This window comes from Streptobacillus ratti (genome assembly GCF_001891165.1).
GTDB lineage: Bacteria > Fusobacteriota > Fusobacteriia > Fusobacteriales > Leptotrichiaceae > Streptobacillus > Streptobacillus ratti.
The window spans coordinates 14,969-34,660 of sequence record NZ_LKKW01000013.1 but is presented as its reverse complement, the minus strand read 5'-3'; the positions used below and the strand labels follow the sequence as shown (position 1 = coordinate 34,660).

Annotated in this window: 23 protein-coding genes; 14 read left to right on the top strand and 9 right to left on the bottom strand. The window is 27.8% G+C overall.

The features are described from left to right. Window positions 1-156: 156 nt before the first annotated feature. The 8 genes from BT993_RS03460 to BT993_RS03430 are packed head-to-tail and all read right to left on the bottom strand — an operon-like array spanning window position 157 to window position 5,620. Window positions 157-1,101: a HaeIII family restriction endonuclease gene (locus tag BT993_RS03460; protein ID WP_072593246.1), complete on the bottom strand. Its 945-nt coding sequence runs from the start codon at window positions 1,099-1,101 to the stop codon at window positions 157-159. A gap of 24 nt (window positions 1,102-1,125) precedes the next feature. Next, entirely contained in the window at window positions 1,126-2,001 is an 876-nt protein-coding gene (locus BT993_RS03455) for a DNA cytosine methyltransferase (protein WP_279625212.1), read from the bottom strand. Then, window positions 1,985-2,113: a DNA cytosine methyltransferase gene (locus BT993_RS07565; RefSeq protein WP_279625211.1), complete on the bottom strand. Its 129-nt coding sequence runs from the start codon at window positions 2,111-2,113 to the stop codon at window positions 1,985-1,987. Before BT993_RS07565 ends, BT993_RS03455 begins: the two co-directional genes overlap by 17 nt. 18 nt (window positions 2,114-2,131) lie before the next feature. Beyond that, entirely contained in the window at window positions 2,132-2,839 is a 708-nt protein-coding gene (locus BT993_RS03450) for an LrgB family protein (RefSeq protein WP_072593245.1), read from the bottom strand. Continuing rightward, on the bottom strand, window positions 2,839-3,192 hold the full coding sequence (locus BT993_RS03445; protein ID WP_072593244.1) for a CidA/LrgA family protein: 354 nt from the start codon (window positions 3,190-3,192) through the stop codon (window positions 2,839-2,841). Before BT993_RS03445 ends, BT993_RS03450 begins: the two co-directional genes overlap by 1 nt. A 3-nt stretch (window positions 3,193-3,195) precedes the next feature. Beyond that, window positions 3,196-3,567: a response regulator gene (locus tag BT993_RS03440; protein ID WP_072593243.1), complete on the bottom strand. Its 372-nt coding sequence runs from the start codon at window positions 3,565-3,567 to the stop codon at window positions 3,196-3,198. Between the two features lie 12 nt (window positions 3,568-3,579). Then, complete coding sequence (locus tag BT993_RS03435) at window positions 3,580-4,389, bottom strand: Cof-type HAD-IIB family hydrolase (RefSeq protein WP_072593242.1); 810 nt, start codon at window positions 4,387-4,389, stop codon at window positions 3,580-3,582. Then, complete coding sequence (locus BT993_RS03430; protein WP_072593241.1) at window positions 4,382-5,620, bottom strand: dicarboxylate/amino acid:cation symporter; 1,239 nt, start codon at window positions 5,618-5,620, stop codon at window positions 4,382-4,384. Before BT993_RS03430 ends, BT993_RS03435 begins: the two co-directional genes overlap by 8 nt. 190 nt (window positions 5,621-5,810) lie before the next feature. Between BT993_RS03430 and BT993_RS03425 the strand changes: the two genes are divergently transcribed. The 12 genes from BT993_RS03425 (at window position 5,811) to BT993_RS07420 (ending at window position 16,366) form a co-directional block, all read left to right on the top strand. Continuing rightward, the gene (locus BT993_RS03425) at window positions 5,811-6,344 is read left to right on the top strand and encodes a hypothetical protein (RefSeq protein ID WP_072593240.1); all 534 of its coding nucleotides are present in this window, start codon (window positions 5,811-5,813) and stop codon (window positions 6,342-6,344) included. A gap of 1 nt (window position 6,345) precedes the next feature. Next, a complete protein-coding gene (locus BT993_RS03420) occupies window positions 6,346-6,867 on the top strand; it encodes a hypothetical protein (RefSeq protein WP_072593239.1) in 522 nt (173 codons plus the stop codon). Between the two features lie 208 nt (window positions 6,868-7,075). Further along, window positions 7,076-7,549, top strand: coding sequence for a PTS galactosamine transporter subunit IIB (gene agaB / locus BT993_RS03410; protein ID WP_072593237.1), 474 nt, complete (start codon window positions 7,076-7,078; stop codon window positions 7,547-7,549). Between the two features lie 18 nt (window positions 7,550-7,567). Continuing rightward, window positions 7,568-8,335, top strand: coding sequence for a PTS N-acetylgalactosamine transporter subunit IIC (gene agaW, locus BT993_RS03405; RefSeq protein ID WP_072593236.1), 768 nt, complete (start codon window positions 7,568-7,570; stop codon window positions 8,333-8,335). Continuing rightward, window positions 8,325-9,137, top strand: a complete 813-nt coding sequence (locus BT993_RS03400; protein ID WP_072593235.1) for a PTS system mannose/fructose/sorbose family transporter subunit IID — start codon at window positions 8,325-8,327, stop codon at window positions 9,135-9,137. Before agaW ends, BT993_RS03400 begins: the two co-directional genes overlap by 11 nt. 9 nt (window positions 9,138-9,146) lie before the next feature. Continuing rightward, on the top strand, window positions 9,147-9,572 hold the full coding sequence (agaF, locus tag BT993_RS03395; protein WP_072593234.1) for a PTS galactosamine/N-acetylgalactosamine transporter subunit IIA: 426 nt from the start codon (window positions 9,147-9,149) through the stop codon (window positions 9,570-9,572). 133 nt (window positions 9,573-9,705) lie between these two features. Then, window positions 9,706-10,860, top strand: a complete 1,155-nt coding sequence (locus BT993_RS03390) for an SIS domain-containing protein (RefSeq protein WP_072593233.1) — start codon at window positions 9,706-9,708, stop codon at window positions 10,858-10,860. Window positions 10,861-10,868: 8 nt separating this feature from the next. Beyond that, entirely contained in the window at window positions 10,869-12,986 is a 2,118-nt protein-coding gene (gene gnpA / locus BT993_RS03385) for a 1,3-beta-galactosyl-N-acetylhexosamine phosphorylase (RefSeq protein WP_072593232.1), read from the top strand. An 18-nt stretch (window positions 12,987-13,004) separates the two neighbouring features. Next, window positions 13,005-14,333 (top strand): carbohydrate ABC transporter substrate-binding protein, encoded by a 1,329-nt coding sequence (locus BT993_RS03380; RefSeq protein WP_072593231.1) that lies wholly within the window; start codon window positions 13,005-13,007, stop codon window positions 14,331-14,333. Between the two features lie 65 nt (window positions 14,334-14,398). Then, a complete protein-coding gene (locus tag BT993_RS03375; protein ID WP_072593230.1) occupies window positions 14,399-15,295 on the top strand; it encodes a carbohydrate ABC transporter permease in 897 nt (298 codons plus the stop codon). 10 nt (window positions 15,296-15,305) lie between these two features. After that, entirely contained in the window at window positions 15,306-16,190 is an 885-nt protein-coding gene (locus BT993_RS03370; RefSeq protein ID WP_072593229.1) for a carbohydrate ABC transporter permease, read from the top strand. An 8-nt stretch (window positions 16,191-16,198) separates the two neighbouring features. After that, window positions 16,199-16,366 carry a DUF6903 family protein gene (locus BT993_RS07420; protein ID WP_167359432.1) on the top strand — a complete coding sequence of 56 codons (168 nt, stop codon included), beginning with the start codon at window positions 16,199-16,201 and terminating at the stop codon, window positions 16,364-16,366. Between the two features lie 17 nt (window positions 16,367-16,383). Here the strand turns inward: BT993_RS07420 and BT993_RS03365 are convergent, their stop codons facing one another. Beyond that, window positions 16,384-17,358, bottom strand: coding sequence for a tagatose 1,6-diphosphate aldolase (locus BT993_RS03365; RefSeq protein ID WP_072593228.1), 975 nt, complete (start codon window positions 17,356-17,358; stop codon window positions 16,384-16,386). Between the two features lie 150 nt (window positions 17,359-17,508). On the opposite strand from BT993_RS03365, the gene BT993_RS03360 reads away from it, so the two are divergent. Both BT993_RS03360 and era read left to right on the top strand, forming a co-directional pair. Next, window positions 17,509-18,714, top strand: coding sequence for a phosphoglycerate kinase (locus BT993_RS03360; RefSeq protein ID WP_072593227.1), 1,206 nt, complete (start codon window positions 17,509-17,511; stop codon window positions 18,712-18,714). Window positions 18,715-18,791: 77 nt separating this feature from the next. After that, window positions 18,792-19,691, top strand: coding sequence for a GTPase Era (gene era, locus BT993_RS03355; RefSeq protein WP_072593226.1), 900 nt, complete (start codon window positions 18,792-18,794; stop codon window positions 19,689-19,691). Window position 19,692: the final 1 nt, after the last annotated feature.

The following is a 19,692-nucleotide window of genomic DNA, read 5'->3' as shown; positions in this document are numbered from 1 at the left end:
TCTTTTATTTTTTTATCTTAGATATTTTTTTAATTTCCTATAGAATAAAAAATAGATGACAAAAATCATCTATTTTAATAATATTAATATAGTATAAACTAATAATACTCGTAATACCGACATTAACTTCTATAAAATCCAGAACTAAATATCTAACTAATCCCATCTACAATCTATAGAAATTATAGTTGTTGGCATTCCAATTATTTGTATATCAAACTTCAAACTTGTTTCAACTTTTGTAGAGGCATTATGTATTCTAAAACTAAATTGCCATCCTCTATCAAGATATAATTCTAAAGTATTTTTACTTTTGGGTTTATATTCTAAACTAACAATCCTTGTAGGTAATGATGATATTTTCAATTCTATATTTCTCTTACGATTTTTACCTTGCTTATTTAGACTACCTCTCAAATTATAGCTTTGTATTTGAGTTATTCTTTTATTATCAATTCCAATAACCTTATAAAAATCAAATTTTCCAAGAAGATATTCTACCATAAGTTTAGGTATATCTTCTCTTTGTCTAATCAATTCATTCATAAAAGCATTTAATAATGGAACATATACATCATCTTCTTTATTTGGTAATTCTTTCCATAAAGTTCCTTTCAACTTCTCCTCTTCCAAATAGTCAAAAATTGATTTTATATCTTCCCAATAATTTTTAGAACATTCTATTCCATACCATTTTTTACCAAAATCAATATTTTTAGAAAGTCTACTATGTTTAACTGCAAAATGATTGTGTTTTACACTAAAACCAATCTCCCATTTAATTCCTCTTCTAATTATAAGAAGAGCTCTAACATCTCCTTCTTCTCCTTTGGCATCTGATTGAATTATCAATTCCAACTCATCATCACCATCATCTAAAATAAGTGGTTCAAGATCAAATATTGTATTTACTGCTGCTAAAGCACTTGCTTTATATGTTATTTTTTCTGAATCACTTAATGTATTCCATGCTCTTTCAGCCGCTAAAAAACTACTGTTATTTTCTATTTTAACAGGTCTTACTTTAGATATTTCTTCAAATAGTGTAATTAAATATGAAAATTCATATGCTCTTCCTTGATTATTGCTTTTTAAACTCATTAATATATCCCCATAATCATTTAACTAAATATTATTAAACAGCTCATTTATAGCCTTTGCAATTTCATAAGCAAGATTTACAGGAACTGTATTCCCTATCATTTTGTATGCATTATCTAAATTTGTATAATAAAACTTAAAATCATCAGGAAAGCCTTGTATTCTTGCACATTCTCTAACAGTTAATCTCCTATATAGAGCTTCTTTACCTTGCACAAAAATATTCTTATTTTTTTCAACCTTTGGCATTTTAGGTGCTTGTGGGTGTAATTGACACTGTCTTCCAGAAGCTTGCACTGTAAACGCTTGTTCCTCCCATTGTCTAACTCTATTTCTACTCATAAAAATTGTTGAATATGCTCCAATAAAATATTCATGATTTAGAACTTTACATTTATCCTCATTAGTCTTATTTTTTTCTAAAGCTGGGATAGCCGTATCTTTTAAATCATAAATAGCATCTTTAAATGTTACCTTATATCCATATTGTTTAGGTGGCTTATCAAACTTAATATTTAAATCTTTTCTAAACCCAATATAAAATACTCTTTTTCTATCTTGAGGAACTCCATAATCACTTGCATTTAATAAATGAATATATACATCATAACCAGCTTCCTCAAATTGTGAAACAATATTTTTAACAGCATCATTATGTCTTTTTGACATCATTCCTTTAACATTTTCAGCTAAGAAAAACTTTGGTTGTTTTTCTTTTAATATACGAATATATTGATAAAAAAGTTGTCCTCTTGGATCTTCAATTCCCTTAAGAGAACCTGCTTCACTCCAAGACTGACAAGGTGGACCTCCAATTATTCCATCACATTCAGGAAACATTGATGAATGTATATTACATATATCTCCCTTAATTAAATGTGTCTTATGATTTTTTTTCATATGTTTCCCATATAGTTTTATCAAATTCATTAGCTGCTACAATATCAAATCCCGCTTTTTTAAATCCTAAATCAAGACCTCCTGCTCCACTAAAAAGTGAAATAATTTTCATATATTATCCTCCAATACCTCATATTTTTAATAATATTAATAAGGCATAAACTAATGGTGCTAAAAGTACTGTAAAGATCCCTGTAATTATTATTGCAAGTCCTGACATAGAGCCTTGTATTTCTCCTAATTCAACTGCCTTACTTGTTCCTATTGCATGTGATGTTGTCCCAAGTGAAATACCTTGAGCAATAGGGTGTTCTATTTTAAACCATTTAAAAATAAGTTCCCCAAATATTGCCCCTATATTCCCACATATTATTACTGCTACTACAGTAATTGAAGGTAATCCATTTATTTTTTCACTAACTCCTATTGCAATTGCAGTTGTAATTGATTTTGGAAGTACTGATGCTATTATCTTTTCTTCCATATTTAATATTATCATTATTAATCCAAGTATAATTAATAAAAGTAAAGTACTTATTCCTATACCAAGTAATATTTCTTTATAATACTTCTTTAGTACATGAAAATTCTTGTACAAAGGAACTGCTAATGCAACAGTTGCTGGTACTATCATTCTATTAAAAATCTCACTTCCTTTATAGTAATTTTCATATGGTATTTCTAATAAATTTAGAAAAACAATAATAAAAATTATTGAAAAAATAGTTGGATTTAAAATAAATGATTTAAATCTAACTGAAAGCATTCTAAAGAAGATAAAGGCAGCCATAGTTAGAAACATACCAAATAAAGGATCTTTTGTTAATTCAAAAAACATTATTTCTTGTCCCCCTTTGATATCAAATGTTGTGTAAGTTTCCCAGCAACTACTAATGAAAGTATTGTAGTAAATAAGCATATTAATAATATACTTACCCATATATCTTTTATATGTTTAAAACTAATCATTATTCCTACACCTGCTGGTATAAATAGTATTGCTAAATTATCAACTAAAAATTTTGAAGTTGTTTCAACACTTTCAAGTTTAACTATTTTAAATTGTAAAGCTAAGAAAAAAAGAATTAATCCAATTACTGATCCTGGTATAGGTAAGTTTATTATCTTACTTAAACTTTGACCAATAAATGAGAAAAATAATATATATGAAAGTTCCATTATTATTTTCATATCTTACCTCATTTCTTCTAATAATTCATTAAGACCTGAAATCAATTCAAGTTTTGTAAATGGTTTTGATATCAGTGCCTTAGCTCCAGCTTTTTTAGCTAGTTTTTGATAATATGGAATAAATAACATAGAGGAACAAATAGCAATATTTGCATTAGGATTTATTTCCATAATTTTTGTAGTCGCCTCAAGACCATTTAATCTTGGCATGTTTATATCCATAATAACTACACTAGGTTTAACTTCCAAAAACATATCTATACTTTCTATTCCATCTTTTGCTTCAAACACTTCAAAAAAAGAAGATTCAAGTATTTCTCTAATATTTCCTCTAATATATGGATTATCATCTACAACCAAAGCTATTTTTTTCAAAACAAATCACCTCTATAATTTAAATATTTCTTCTATTTTCTTAGCTTCTCCGTCATTATCATTTGTATCTATTATTTCAAGTTCAGGTGCTATTTCTTTTAATAAATAAATAGCATTTCCCATTAAAAATCCTTTACCTACCTCTTTTAACATTTCATAATCATTTAAAGAATCTCCAAAAGCAATAGTTTCAGATAATTTTATTCCGTCTTTTTCTAATACAATTTGAGTTGCTTTAGCTTTATTGGCATCTTTATTAAATATTTCAAGACAAGTATTTCCAACAAAAACTACATTCAAATCATCATCTATTTCTTTTAATATTTTTTCTCTTAATTTTAACAGATTTTCATGTTTACCTATAAAGTGCATTTTATTAAAAGTTTTAGATATAAATTCTTGTTCAGATACAGTATTAGGAAAATATGGTTTATCTGGTCTTTCTCTCCTATAATATTCTTCTGCTTTTTTATCGGTTACAAGCCATACATTTCTAAAATATCCATTAATTAATAAATCTTCTCCACATGACTTATAATCTAGTGTTGCTATTTTTCTTACTGTTTCAAGACTTAATGTATTATTATATATCTCATTTCCATTTTCATCTAATATTCTTGTACCATTTACAGTAATTAAAGGTATTTTAACTCCTATAAAATCTGCTATTTCTTTAGTTGAAGCATGTAATCTTCCTGTTGCAATATAGAATTTATAGCCCTTTTCCACAAATTTTTTTATTACTTTTTTAGTATATTCACTTACCTTGTGATTACTGTTTAATAATGTTCCATCAAGATCAGTTACTACTGCCTTATACATTCTTTTCTCCTTTTTTTAATAACCAATTTTTACCCTCAACCATTCTTGCAACAAGCATTGAAGCAATTGTATCTCCAGCTGCATTTATCATAGTTGCAGGTGGATCTATTAAATATCCTATAGTTGCGACTATAGGGAAAGCCTCAGGTGGAAATCCATAAAGTGATACTATTAACATTTCTCCTATTAATCCACCACCTGGTATACCTGACATTACAACTCCTCCAGCTATAGATAATAGTATAGCAGTGAAATATGTACTCATTCCAGTAAACGGTATATTAAATACACCAAATAAGAAAGAAATTTTTAATATAGTTCCTAATACTGTACCATCCATATGAGCTGTTGCTCCTATTGGTAAAACAATATCAGAGACATCTTTAGGTACTCCAATATTTTCACATGCCTCAATATTTACAGGAAGTGTTGCTATAGAGCTTTGAGTAGCTATAGCCGTTACTGCTGGAGAAAGAACATATTTTAAAGATTTAACTCCCTCTTTTCCACCAGATATATACGCATATATAGGGAAAAAGATTAAAATATATAGTATACATAAAGGATAATATATTAACATAGCTTTAGTATACGAACCTATTAATTCTTGACCATATTCTCCAACTAGGGCTGCAAAATATGCACCAAGTCCTATAGGGGCATAATACATTATATATCCTATCATTTTAAGTAAAGTTTTAGATAAAGCATCTAAAAATTTTGATATTACTTTACCAGATTCTCCTATTGCATTAACACAAAATCCAAAAAATATCGTAAATATTATTAATGGTAACATATTTTTTCTTGAAATTAATTCTGTAAAATCTGTAACTGTAAATGTTTTTACTATTTGTTCCCCAGTAGATATGGCTTTAAGTTCAGCAACTTCATTAACAATTATATTCACTCCCTCTGCTGGTGGAAATATCTTAACCACAAAAAGTATTATAACAGATGCTATTAATCCTGTAGCAACAAAAACAAATAACATTGATCTAATAATTTTTCCAAGTCTTTTCATATTACTCATATTTGATATTGAAGATGCTATAGTTGCAAAAACTAATGGTACTACTATAGTAAACATTAAATTAATAAATAAATCTCCAAAAGGTTTTAAAATCATGGCTTTTTTACCAAATATAGCTCCAATTAAAGAACCTATTACTATAGATAAAATTAAAATAATAGAAAATCTGTATGATTTCCAAATGTTTTTTTTCTCCATTCATTCCTCCTAAATAAAATCTTTTTATATTTAATTATACATCTTTTCAAACTAAAAAATCAATTGATATTTTTAGCTTTTATAATACCCACAATATTACTAAATAAAAATTATATATTTATTTTTTAAAACTATTGTTTTTTTAAAATAAATATATTAGAATTAAGTATATAGAAAAGAGTTAAATAATATGAGATTTATTAATGAATTTAAAGATGATTTAATTGAGGTGTATCACAATGGTAACTATAGTAAATTTTGTGTAGGATATATTATTGCAGAAGATGAAAAATATATTTTACTTCAAACAATACACACTATGGGATTTGAAGATGGTAAGGTACTATTTTTAAAAGAAGATATTAGTAAAATACAAAAAAATACTAAGTATTTAAAAGAACTTAGTATTTTAATGAAAGAAAATAGTAAGGAAAATATTTTAAATAGCTACATCTTCAAAGAGTGTGATTTTAAAATAGAGGGTAATGATAACGTTTCAAAACTAGCATTACATGAAGCAATGAATAAAAAAATGTTATGTTTAATAACAAATATTTTTGATAATAAAAGTTTTGGTTTTGTAGAAAGTATTGATGATGAATCTGTTACTTTAGTTTATCAAGATGAAATTACATTAATCAGAAGAGATGAAATAAAATACATCTTTATTGAAAGTTTAGAACAAAAAAAAGACTATTTAATAGATATGAATAGGGGGATATAATATGAGATTTATTGATAAATTCAAAGATATTCTAGTTGAAATATATGATGATGACATATTATCTATTGGATATATTATTGCAGAAGATGAAGAAAACATTGTAGTTAGAGAAATAGATCCTCTGGGTTTTGAATCTGGAATAACTGTATCTTTAAAGAAAAGTATTAATAAAATACAGAAAAATACTAAATATTTAAAAGAACTTGAGATTTTAATAAAAGAAAACAGTAAAGAAAATATTTTAAATAGTTACATCTTCAAAAAGAATGATTTTAAAATAGAAGCTAATGATAATATTTTAGATTCAACTTTACATGAAATTATGAATAAAAATACTATATGCTCTATCACAAATATTTTTGATGATGAGATAACTTTTGGGTTCATATCAAAAATTGAAGATGAGTATATAGTTTTAGTGTATCAAAATGAAACTATAGTAATGAGAAAAGATGATATAAAATCTGTTGAAATTGAAGACATCTCACTAAAAAGAGATTATTTAATTGATACAAAAAATTAAGGGTGTTTTGGCATTCTTTTTTATATGCTTGTTAATACATGGTAAAAAAATGTATGGACTGTATTTACTATACTTAGATGATATGAGTTACAAAAGATGTAAAAAAAGAAAAATAAAAACATTGACAAATAACAAAAACGAACTATACTTTAATAAACGATGAAAATAATATATAAATCAAGCGTTTATAATTTTAAGGAGGAATAATATGCCAAATATTTTAGCCGCTAGAATAGATAATAGGCTTATTCATGGACAAGTTGGAATGACTTGGGCTAATAGCTTACAAGCAAATTTAATTTTAGTTGCAAATGATGAGGTTTCAACAAACACTGTGCAACAATCTTTAATGGATATGGTAGTTCCAGAGGGAATACAAACTAGATATTTCTCAGTAGAAAAAACTGCTGCAATAATACACAAGGCTTCGCCTAGTCAAAAAATATTATTAGTTTGTAAAACACCTCAAGACGTACTAAGACTTACTGAACTAGGTCTAAAACTTGATGAATGGATAGTTGGAAATATGCACTTTTCAGAGGGAAAAACTCAAGTATCTCCTACAGTATTTGTAGATGAAAATGATAAAGAAGTTCTTAATAAAATTTCAAGTTATGGTATAAAACTTACAATTAAAGGTGTACCAACAGATAAAGGACAGGAATTAATTAATTTATTATAGTAAAGGAGAGGAATCTTTATGTTATTAAAAGCAATTTTAATCGCTATTTGGGCTGGATTTGCTGGAATTGAACAATTTGATGGACTTCAAACTTTCCACAGACCAATATTTGCAGGATTAGTTATAGGATTAATCCTAGGCGATGTTAAAACAGGATTAATGGTAGGAGGAAGCTTAGAGCTTGTTTGGATGGGACTAGTTCCACTTGCAGGGGCTCAACCACCTAACATAGTAGTTGGTGGAATTTTCGGAGTTTCATTAGCACTATTATCAGGGTTACAACCTCAAGAAGCAATAGGAATAGTATTCCCACTTGCAGTTATTGGACAAATTATAGTTACATTAATGTTCTCTTTATATTCAGGAATGATGAAATTAGGGGATAAATCAGCAGAAGAAGCTAATCCTAGTGGTGTTGATAAGTTAGTATACATACAATTATTAATTAGATTTGTATTATTCGGTGGAGTTACTTTCTTATTCGTTTATTTTGGTGGAGATTCAGTAAAATCTATTATAGAAAGTATCCCTCAAAAAATAATAGACGGATTTGGTACAGCTGGTTCTATGATGCCTGCAATAGGATTTGCACTATTATTAAATATCATGTTAAAGAAAGAATACTTCAGTTTCTTAATTGTTGGATTTGTTGCTACAGCTTATTTAAATTTAGATTTAGTAGCTGTTACACTAATCGCAATATCAATCGCTTTATATGATTATTATTCAAATTCTTCTAAAACAATAGAAGTTGTAAGAAATGAGGAGGAAGAAAATGGAATCTAATAAATACATAGACCAAAAAGTTAATAAAGTTGTAACACCAAGTATATTAAATAAAGTTGCTCTTCGTTCTTTCTTTTGCCAAGGAGCATTTAATATGGAAAGAATGCAGGCTGCAGGTTGGTTATATTCATTAAATCCTGCACTAAAAGAAATTCATACTAATAAAAATGATTTATCTAAATCAATGAAAATGCACATGGAATTTCTTAACACTCACCCATTACTAATTACTTTCATTTTAGGATTAGTAGTTGCAATGGAAGAAAATAAAGAAGATATAGATACTATTAGAGCAATTAAAGTTTCTACAATGGGTCCTTTAGGTGGAATAGGAGATTCATTATTCTGGCTAACATTCTTATCTATTTCAGCTGGACTTGGAGCATCATTTGCACTACAAGGTTCTATAATAGGACCAATAATATTCTTTATATTATTTAATGTAATGCAATTTACTTTAAAATTTGGATTAATGCACTATGGATACAAAACTGGTGTTAAATCAATTGCTACATTAAAAGCTAACACTCAAAAATTCACTAAATCAATAACTATCTTAGGATTAACTGTAGTAGGTTCTATGATAGCATCATTCATAGGATTAACAACTAAAATTGTTATATCTGCTGGAGAGGCTAGTGTTAATTTACAAGAAAGTTTTGACAAAGTTATGCCTAAATTATTACCAGTTGCTTATACTTTCTTAATGCTATATTTATTAAGAAAGAAAGTTTCTCCACTTAATTTAGTTATAATAACTTTAATTTTTGGTATAGTTGGAACTTTAATTGGAATAATATAAGGGGTATGAATGATTAAAATATTAATTACAGGACATGGAAAAATTGCTTCTGGTATACTTTCATCAGTAGAATTAATATATGGTATTGCAGAAGAATTAATTGCAATAGATTTTACTCAAGATTTAACTCCAGAAATGTTAGAAGAACAAATAGAAAAAGAGATAATTTCAGCTAAAGATGGAATTTTAATTCTATCAGATATTGCTGGAGGAACTCCATTTAAAACAGCTTCAGTTCTTACTTTAAAACATGAAAATGTTAAAGTAATAGGTGGTATGAATCTACCTATGGTTCTTGAAGTATTATCTGAAAGAGATTATTCTATTCCAGAAAAATTATATCATTTTGCATTAGAAATTGGTAAAGAAGAAATAAAAGGTTTTGAACTTAAAGTAAAAGAAATATCATCAGATGATTTTGAGGATGGAATATAGGATATAAAGTGATTTTAGGGATTCCTAAAGTCACTTTTTTAAATCTAAAATATATTGACTTTTATAGTTTTTAAAGTATAATATATTATAATCAAAAATGGTTAGTACCAGTTAATATGAAGAGGTGAATGAAATGAATTATTTAGGAATTTGTGAAAATGTTTTAAAAGAAACAAATTCATACAACACAGCAAAAGAAATCCATACTCAAACTGAAATATGGTCTAAGGCTGTTGATTATTTTGAAGAAAATAAAGGAAAAATCGATGAATTTTTAAATAAAGTTGGTAAAGATGCACAAGTAATTTTTACAGGAGCAGGTACATCAGAATATGTTGGAAATATATTAGCTCCTATGTTAAATTCTATGCAAGATGGAGATTTTACATCTATAGCTACTACAGATATAGTTAATAATCCACTTCATTACTTAAAAAAAGATAAAAAAGTATTACTTGTATCTTTTGCAAGATCTGGAAATTCTCCAGAATCTGTAGCAACTATAAAACTAGTAAATAGTTTAGTAAAAGAAGTATATCATTTATTTATTACATGTAATCCTAAAGGAGAATTAGCATTAATGTCTACTACTTCTGAGTATGTAAACAATACATTGATGCTTATGATGCCTGAGGGAAGTAATGATAAAGGTTTTGCTATGACATCAAGTTTTTCAAGTATGTTAATGACTGCTATGATTGTTTTCTATAATAAAACAAGTCCTAAAAATATGAGAGAAGTTATATCTTTAGTTGAAAAAGAAAGAGATTTAAAACTTGAAAGTATAAAATCTCTTGCAAATGAAAATCAAGATAGAATTATAATCCTAGGAGATGGATCATTTAAAGGTCTTGCAGAAGAATTAACACTTAAAGTAATGGAACTTACAGCTGGTAAAGTAGTTGCTAAAAGTGATACCACTTTAGGATTTAGACATGGTCCTAAATCTGTTATTAATAACAATACTATAGTATTTTTACTATTATCTAGTGAAGAATATTCAAGAAAATATGCACTAGATATATTAACTGAAATGAAATCAGAAAATGTTGCAAATAACATAGTTACATATTCATTAAAAGATTGTAACGATGTTAAAGAAGCAACTAAAGTAATAATAACACCTAATGTTGAAATTAATTTAGAAAAAGCAATATTTACTTACCTTATTTATGGTCAAATCTATGCTTTCTTTAAATCACAACATTTTAATTTAACTACTGATAATCCTTTCCCTAGTGGTGAAGTAAATAGAGTAGTTAAAAAATTCCAAATATATGAATTTTAGGAGAAAAAATGAGTAGAGTTACATTACCTATAGAAAAAGGTTGCGAAGAATTAGTTTTAGAATTAATAAAATTATGGGGTGCCGATGCTATTAGAAATAGTGATGGTACAAAATTAAATGAATTTTTTGAAACTCTTGATGCTAAAATTTATTCTACATATTTTCCTGCAAGGGAAGATCAAGAATGGCCTAGAAAAAATCCAGAAGAAATACAACATCAAGCATTAATATCTGAAAGATATACAGCTTTTGATAATATTTTAGAAATAGATATAATGGCAGGATATTACAAAGAACAATTAGAAATTGATGCAGAAACTACTGATTATTGGCAAGTTTTTGATAGAACTACTAATAATTTAGTTCCTAAAGAAAATTGGAAATTTAATGGTAATACTGTAATTATACAAAATGTTGAAAAGTTTCATGAATATACTGTAAACTTCTTTGCTAAACAAACTTGGGATACTACTCATATGTATAATCATATGACTAATAATTGGACTAGTGATAAATCAATACCATATGATGTAGTATTTGATAAAACAAGAGAACATATATATAGTCATTTAAAAAAATGGTGTGAAAAGAATACTAACATTAATGTAGTTAGATTTACAACTTTCTTTTATCACTTTACTATTATGTATAATCAACATGCAATGCAAAAATTTGGAGATTGGTTTGGTTATTCAGCATCGGTTTCTCCTAAAATATTTGAAAAGTTCAAAGAAGATAAAGGATATGAAATTACATTAGAAGATATTATTGATAAAGGTTATTATAATAATCAATTCAGAAACCCTAGCAAAGTATTCTTAGATTATATAGACTTTATGCAAAAATTTGTTTCAACCCTTGCAAAAGTATGTGTAGACATAGTTCATGAATATGGTAAAGAGGCAATAATGTTTGTTGGCGATAACTGGGTTGGTACTGAGCCATATGGAAAATATTTTAAAAATATTGGTCTTGATGGTGTTGCTGGTTCTGCTGAATGCGGTGTAGATATTAGAATGGTTTCTGATATGGAAAATATCAGAATAAAAGAAATTAGATTCCTACCTTATCTATTCCCAGATACATTCTATGATGGAAATACTCCACACTTAGAATGGGAGTATAACTGGATGAGGTCAAGAAGAGCTATACTTACTAAAAAAGTTGATAGAATAGGTTTTGGAGGATATTTATCTTTAGCAGCTAAATTCTCTCTATTTATAGATGGCGTTACAAAATCAACTAATGAATTTAGAGAAATACATGATAAAACACCAAATGAAGAATGTATTAAGCCTAATTTCAAAATTGGAATACTAAATTCATGGGGAAAAATAAAATCATGGCAAGCAAATAGAACTGGTCATGCAACAGGTAATAAGGAAAATATCTCATATATAGGTGTGCTTGAAGCATTATCAGGACTGCCATATAACATAGAATTTATTAATTTTGATGATATTAAAAATCCTGAAAAATTAGCTGAATTTAAAGTTTTAATTAATGTTGGAGAAGCAAATACTTCATTTTCAGGTGGAGAAAATTGGTTAGATGAAGAAATACTTAGCACAATCAGAGAATTTGTTTCAAAAGGAAATGGATTTATAGGTATAGGAGATCCAAGTGCAGTAAATGGAAATGGAACATATTTTCAATTACAAGATGTATTAGGTGTTGATAAAGAAGTTGGAAATACCTTACAATTTTCAAGATATATGAAAGAAATACAACATAGACACCTTGTATTTGAGCAAATTCAAGGTAAAATATTTATAGGTAATAGAAATAAATATATCTACTCTACTAATGAAAATTTAGAAATACTTCAATTAAACAAAGAATTTGGTGTTGAAGCAAGTATAAATACATATGGAAAAGGTAAAGGAGTGTATTTACAAGGATTACCTTATAGTATTGAAAATACTCGTTTTATATACAACATCATTAGATACATAACTAATGATATTGATAAAAAATATATTAGTGATAATATGTATGTTGAAGCATATGAATTTAATGAATACATAGCCGTTATTAATAATAGTGCTGAAAATATTAAAACTAATATTACTTGTTTAGGAGAAGTAATGTTGAAAAAATATGAGTTGAAATGGATTAAAAAATAAATATTTAGGAGGTATGAAGTGAAAAAGTTATTTAAATTAGCATTTATTGCTATTTTATCATTTTTTACAATAGCTTCGTGTGGAGCTAAATCTAATGAAAAAACTACAGATGGAGAAAAAGTTACTTTAAAATTTTCTGCTCTTGAAAGTGCATATGGTGATCAAATGTGGCCAGCTATTATAGAGGCTTATAAACAAGTAAATCCCAATGTTGAGATTGAATTAAATCAATCAAAAGATATTGAATCTACATTACCGGGATTATTTCAAGCAGAAGATTATCCAGATGTAGTTATGCTAGCTTTAAGTAGAAAAGCAGGAATACCTGAAAATTTTGTTAAAGAACAGGCATTAGCTGAATTAACTTCTATTTTAGACATGAACATTCCAGGAGAAAAAGTTACTGTTAAATCTAAATTAACTGATGGTGCAGTAGGAAATAACCAAACTGACCCTTACTTAAATGGTAAAACATATTTAATGCCTATGTTTAACTCACCTACAGGATTATTCTTTAATAAAGGATTATTTGAAGAAAAAGGTTGGAAAGTTCCTACAACATGGGATGAAATGTTCGCTCTTGCAGAAACTGCAAAATCTGAGGGAATTTCATTATTAACTTACCCTACAACAGGATATTTAGATTCATTCTTACCACCAATTTTAGCAGGTAAAGGTGGAACTGAATTTTTAAATAAGGCTATGAGTTATGAAAAAGGTATATGGAATTCTGAAAAAATGAATGAAGTATTTAAAGTTTTAGGTGAAATAGTTAAAAATGTACATCCAACTACAGTTGCAAATGCAAATAATGAGGGATTTACTAAAAATCAACAATTAGTTATTGATAATAAAGCATTATTCATGCCTAACGGTACTTGGATAGTTGGAGAAATGGCAGCTACTACTCCTAAAGATTTCAAATGGGGTATGACTGCTTATCCAGCATTTGAAAAAGATGGAAAACAATATGCAGTGAACTTCTTTGAACATATTTGGGTACCAGCAGAAGCTAAAAATATTGAAGCAGCTAAAGAATTTATAGCTTTCTTATACTCTGATACTGCAGCTAAAATATTTGCTGAAAAAGGGGCAGTTCAACCTATTAAAAATTATCCATTTGATATGTTAAGCAAAGAAAATCAAGTGTTCTATGAAACATTTAAAAATGGAGCAAATCCTCTTGCTGGTGGATTTTCAGCAACTACTCCAGTAGAGGGTGTTGATGTTAGTGGAACAGTTTATGGAACTATAAATTCAGTAGTAAATGGTACTAAATCTATTGAAGAATGGCAATCTGATATAGTTAAAATGGCTGATACTCTAAGACCACATGTAATTAAATAATAAATATCAATAAACATTACAGAGAGGGTAACTCTCTGTAATATTTTATTAAAAAGGAGAAATTAATGAAAAAAAGTAAAAATTATTCAAAAAAACTATTTATATTCTTTTCATTAGCTCCTGCTATGATTTTATATATACTATTTAGAATTATTCCTACATTACAAGTATTTAGAATGTCTTTATTTAAAACTAGTGCATTATCTAAAAATCCAAAATTTGTTGGATTAAACAATTTTAAAATACTATTTAATGATCCAAAGTTTATTAAAACTTTTCAAAATACAATACTTTTAATTGTTATAGTTACTATTGTTACACTCACAGTGGCTGTAATTTTTGCAGCAATACTCGTAACAGAAAATATTAAAGGTGCTAATTTATTTAGGATAATTTTCTACATACCTAATATATTATCTATAGTAGTAGTTTCAGGAATTTTTTCAGCTATATATGACCCAGGGCGTGGTTTAATAGATAGTATATTAATAATGTTTAGAATTAAACCCCCACAATTTGGCTGGCTTGGAGATCAGAGTATAGTTATTTATTCTATTGCCTTTGCCCTTATATGGCAAGCTATAGGTTATTACATGGTAATGTACATGGCTGCAATGTCATCTATACCAAAAAGCTTATATGAAGCAGCTGATATTGATGGTGCTGGGAAAATAATTAAATTTTTCAAAATCACTTTACCATTAATTTGGTTAAATATTAGAGCTACTTTAGCATTTTTCATAATTAGTACAATAAATTTAAGTTTTCTACTAGTTATACCATTAACTGGTGGTGGACCTGATGGAGCAACAGAAGTATTTTTAAGCTATATGTATTCTCAAGCATATACAAATCAAAGTTATGGATATGGTATGGCTATAGGAGTTATAGTATTTTTATTCTCATTTGCCCTATCAGGTATAATAAATGTAGTTACTAATAGAGAAATATTACAATATTAAGGAGGCAAATATGAATAAAAAGAGAATGAGTGCTGAAACTCTTTATAAGCTATTTATATATATAGCATTAATTACTTTTGCTATATCAATAATAGTTCCTGTTTCATGGGTATTTTTAGCCTCTTTAAAACAAAATTCTGAATTTGTAGGTTCTCCATGGAAATTACCTTTAGGCTTCTATTATCAAAACTTTATTGATGCCTTTATAAATGCAAAAATGGGAGATTACTTATTCAATTCTATTTATGTTACTACACTTGCATTGATATTATTAATAATAGTTGCACTTCCAGCTTCATATGTTCTTGCTAGAATGGAATTTATAGGAAGAAATTTTTGGACTACTTTTATGAAAGCAGGATTATTCATCAATGTAAATTACATAGTTATCCCTATATTTTTAATGTTACTTGATGGAGATAAATTTTTAAGAAAAAATGAAATTATTAAAAAAGCATTCTTTTTGGATAATATGACTATGCTTGCAACAATATATATGTCTACTGCATTACCATTTACAATATATCTATTAACTAACTTCTTTCAATCAATATCTAAAACCTATGAAGAAGCTGCATATATTGATGGTGCTGGGTATTTTATAACCATGGTTAAAGTAATAGCTCCCATGGCAAGACCTAGTATTATTACAGTAATATTATTTAATTTTTTAGCATTCTGGAATGAATATATTATTGCACTAACATTACTACCAGGAACTCAAAAAACATTACCTGTAGGTCTGATGACATTAATGGCTGCAAGTAGAGGGGCTGCTAATTATGGAAGACTTTATGCTGGTATGGTTATAGTGATGTTACCAACATTAATACTATATATTATAGTTCAACAAAAACTTACAGAAGGTATGAGTGCTGGTGGAAGTAAAGAATAGGAGAATTTATGAATAAATACTTAAAAATATTACTTTATTTAATAATGTTTTTTCTTTTTTTAAAATTAATAATAGATGGGCAAAAAAAGGTTAGTTTAGAAAACTTAGGAATTATGCTTATTGGATTATTTGGTTTAATAACTCTTTTATATATATACAATAAAGGAGAAAAGTAAAAAGGGCTTTTAGCCCTTTATTTAGTTAATCTTAATCTCCAATCACTAGCTGTTCTATTTAATACTTCATCAAGTGATGTAATTTTTTCTTTCCCCTCAGTTTGTAACCAATTAATTCCTGTTTCTCTTCCCTCTAAACTATAAGGTTTAATTGCATCTGCCCAAGTAGCTCTTCCACATAAAACTCCATTAAATGTAGAACCAGCTTCTTTAGCTAATTCTAATGATTTTTTGAATAAATCCATGCTTACTCCACCTGATAAGAATATGAATGGTAATGGAGTTGCATCAGATTGCTCCTTATAAAATGCCATAGCTTCTTCTTTAGTGTATACCCATTCTTCTCCATATCCCTCAACATAGTTCATATCTACTGGTATTTCCATTTTTAATACTGTTACATTGTATCTTTCTTTAGAAAATTCTTTCATCATTTCTATTACTTTATGAGGTCTAACTTTTGCATATTCTTTACCAGTTTTACCAGCTTCATCGTAAGAAACTAATTCTAAGTATAACGGTATGTCTTCTCCTAAACATTCAGAACCTAATCTTTCAATGAAAATATGTTTAGCTTCATTTATAGCTTTATCATCATCAATATCATAGTAAAGTAAGAATTTAATTGCATCAGCACCTTGTTCTTTTAATCTTTTTACTGACCAATCTTCTAAGATATCTGGTAATCTACCTTTCTTAGTAGCATCATAACCTGTTTTTTCATATGCTAATAATAATCCTGCATCTGTTGCTCTTACTTTTGATGCTGGCAATCCAAATTCTGGATCTAATAAAATAGATGAAGCATATTTAGTTAATTCAGATGATACTAAACTTTTAAAGTCTTCAATTTTTTCAGTAGTTGCTTCTGAATAAGCTCCTATCATTTTTTTAATAGAACCTCTTTGATCTATTGCTAAAGCACCTATTATTCCCTCTTTATTAGAAAGTCTTTCCATAGATGCGTAAACATTTTCAGAAATTTTTCTCATAATGTGAAATCCACCTTTCAATTTTGTATATCCAATTATACTACATTTCAACTATTTTTTCCACTTTTTTTGTAAAATATATTAACTTGAAAAAAAAAGGCATTAGTGCTATAATTAACTTGTAAAATATAATTTTTTAAGGAGAAGAACATGGCAAAAAAAACTTTAAAAGACTTAAATGTAAAAGGCAAAAAAGTACTAGTACGTGTTGATTTCAACGTACCTATTAAAGAGGGAATTATTAAAGATGATAATAGAATTAAAGCTGCATTACCTACATTAAACCACATTTTAGATAATGGTGGAAAAGTAATAGCTTTCTCTCACTTAGGAAGAATTAAAGCTGAAGAAGATAAAGCTGCAAAATCTCTAGCACCTGTTGCAAAAAGATTAGAAGAATTATTAGGTAAACCTGTTAAATTCATTCCTGCTACAAAAGGTGCAGAACTTGAATCAGCAGTTGCTGAACTTAAAGATGGAGAAATTTTAATGTTTGAAAACACTCGTTTTGAAGATGTTGAAAACGGTGAAGTAGTTAAAAAAGAATCTAAAAATAATGCTGAACTTGGAAAATACTGGGCTTCTCTTGGAGATGTATTCGTAAATGACGCATTTGGAACTGCTCATAGAGCTCATGCTTCAAATGTTGGAATTTCATCTAACATAGCTGATTCTGCTGCTGGGTTCTTAATGCAAAAAGAAATAGAATTTATAGGTGGAGCAGTAGATAAACCAAAAAGACCATTTGTTGCTATATTAGGTGGAGCTAAAGTTAGTGATAAAATAGGTGTAATTGAAAACTTATTAGACAAAGCTGATAAAGTAATTATCGGTGGTGGAATGATGTTTACATTCTTAAAAGCATTAGGGAAAAACACTGGTAAATCATTATTAGAAGAAGATAAAGTTGAACTTGCTAAACAATTAATAGAAAAAGCTGGTAATAAATTAATTTTACCTATAGATACAGTAGTTGCTAAAGAATTCAATAATGATGTTGAACATCATGTAGTTAGTGTAGATGAAGTTAAAGATGATGAAATGGGATTAGACATAGGACCAGCATCAATAGAATTATTTGCTAAAGAATTAGCTGGAGCTAAAACTGTAGTATGGAACGGACCTATGGGAGTATTTGAAATGTCTAACTATGCTAAAGGAACTATAGGAGTTTGTGAAGCAATAGCTAATTTAAATGATGCTATTACAGTAATAGGTGGAGGAGATTCTGCTGCAGCTGCTATACAACTTGGATATGCTGAAAGATTCTCTCATATATCAACTGGTGGTGGAGCATCTCTTGAATACTTAGAAGGTAAAGTTTTACCAGGAGTAGATGCAATAGCTGAAAAATAGGAATTTTACTGTTATTGATATAAATGCACCTTAGGGTGCATTTTTAAAATTATATATTAGAAAAATGAGGGGATAAAATGAAATCAGGCTTTATTTCTATAGTTGGTAGACCTAATGTAGGTAAATCAACTCTGATTAATAAATTAATAGATGAAAAAGTTGCTATAGTTTCAGATAAGGCTGGAACTACAAGAGATCAAATAAGGGGAATAGTTAATAAAGGAGAAAATCAATACATATTCATAGATACTCCAGGTATACATAAACCTAAACATTTACTTGGAGAATATATGACTAATCTTGCCATAGAATCTTTAGATGAATGCGACCTTATACTTTTCTTACTTGATGGGACTAAGGAGATTGGAACAGGAGATATTTTTGTTAATGAGAATATTAAAAATTCTAAAACTCCAACTTATGTAATAATTAACAAAATAGACCAAATGAGTGATGAAGAATTAAATAATAAGGTGGAAAAAATAAAGGAAAAATTAGGAGAATTTGAGGGAATAATTACCATGTCAGCAGGTTATGGTATAGGAATACATAAAATATTTGAAGTTTGTGAAAAATATTTATCTAATGATATATGGTTCTATCCTGAAGACTACTATACTGATATTTCAGTCAATAAAATAGTTATAGAAACTATTAGAGAAAAGATATTACAAAAAACTAAAGATGAGATACCACATTCAGTTGCACTTGAGATAATAAATATTGAATCTACTGATAGCAAAAGACGTTATGATATTAATATATATGTTGAAAGAGATAGTCAAAAAGGAATAATAATAGGAAATGGTGGTAGACTTTTAAAAGAAATAGGTATAGAATCTAGGCGTGAAATTGAAGCATTAACAGATTTAAAAATTAATCTTAAACTATGGGTTAAGGTAAGTAAAAAATGGAGAAAAAATGAAAAAATGCTTAATGAACTAGGCTATGATGTAAAGAAATTTAAAAGGAGATAAG

Bases quoted from the DNA above. Each gene is read 5' to 3' on its own strand.
- BT993_RS03460 (WP_072593246.1), bottom strand. From the start codon at position 1,101: ATGAGTTTAAAAAGCAATAATCAAGGAAGAGCATATGAATTTTCATAT.
- BT993_RS03455 (WP_279625212.1), bottom strand. From the start codon at position 2,001: ATGAAAAAAAATCATAAGACACATTTAATTAAGGGAGATATATGTAAT.
- BT993_RS07565 (WP_279625211.1), bottom strand. From the start codon at position 2,113: ATGAAAATTATTTCACTTTTTAGTGGAGCAGGAGGTCTTGATTTAGGA.
- BT993_RS03450 (WP_072593245.1), bottom strand. From the start codon at position 2,839: ATGTTTTTTGAATTAACAAAAGATCCTTTATTTGGTATGTTTCTAACT.
- BT993_RS03445 (WP_072593244.1), bottom strand. From the start codon at position 3,192: ATGAAAATAATAATGGAACTTTCATATATATTATTTTTCTCATTTATT.
- BT993_RS03435 (WP_072593242.1), bottom strand. From the start codon at position 4,389: ATGTATAAGGCAGTAGTAACTGATCTTGATGGAACATTATTAAACAGT.
- BT993_RS03430 (WP_072593241.1), bottom strand. From the start codon at position 5,620: ATGGAGAAAAAAAACATTTGGAAATCATACAGATTTTCTATTATTTTA.
- BT993_RS03425 (WP_072593240.1), top strand. From the start codon at position 5,811: ATGAGATTTATTAATGAATTTAAAGATGATTTAATTGAGGTGTATCAC.
- BT993_RS03420 (WP_072593239.1), top strand. From the start codon at position 6,346: ATGAGATTTATTGATAAATTCAAAGATATTCTAGTTGAAATATATGAT.
- agaB (WP_072593237.1), top strand. From the start codon at position 7,076: ATGCCAAATATTTTAGCCGCTAGAATAGATAATAGGCTTATTCATGGA.
- agaW (WP_072593236.1), top strand. From the start codon at position 7,568: ATGTTATTAAAAGCAATTTTAATCGCTATTTGGGCTGGATTTGCTGGA.
- BT993_RS03400 (WP_072593235.1), top strand. From the start codon at position 8,325: ATGGAATCTAATAAATACATAGACCAAAAAGTTAATAAAGTTGTAACA.
- agaF (WP_072593234.1), top strand. From the start codon at position 9,147: ATGATTAAAATATTAATTACAGGACATGGAAAAATTGCTTCTGGTATA.
- BT993_RS03390 (WP_072593233.1), top strand. From the start codon at position 9,706: ATGAATTATTTAGGAATTTGTGAAAATGTTTTAAAAGAAACAAATTCA.
- gnpA (WP_072593232.1), top strand. From the start codon at position 10,869: ATGAGTAGAGTTACATTACCTATAGAAAAAGGTTGCGAAGAATTAGTT.
- BT993_RS03375 (WP_072593230.1), top strand. From the start codon at position 14,399: ATGAAAAAAAGTAAAAATTATTCAAAAAAACTATTTATATTCTTTTCA.
- BT993_RS03370 (WP_072593229.1), top strand. From the start codon at position 15,306: ATGAATAAAAAGAGAATGAGTGCTGAAACTCTTTATAAGCTATTTATA.
- BT993_RS07420 (WP_167359432.1), top strand. From the start codon at position 16,199: ATGAATAAATACTTAAAAATATTACTTTATTTAATAATGTTTTTTCTT.
- BT993_RS03365 (WP_072593228.1), bottom strand. From the start codon at position 17,358: ATGAGAAAAATTTCTGAAAATGTTTACGCATCTATGGAAAGACTTTCT.
- BT993_RS03360 (WP_072593227.1), top strand. From the start codon at position 17,509: ATGGCAAAAAAAACTTTAAAAGACTTAAATGTAAAAGGCAAAAAAGTA.
- era (WP_072593226.1), top strand. From the start codon at position 18,792: ATGAAATCAGGCTTTATTTCTATAGTTGGTAGACCTAATGTAGGTAAA.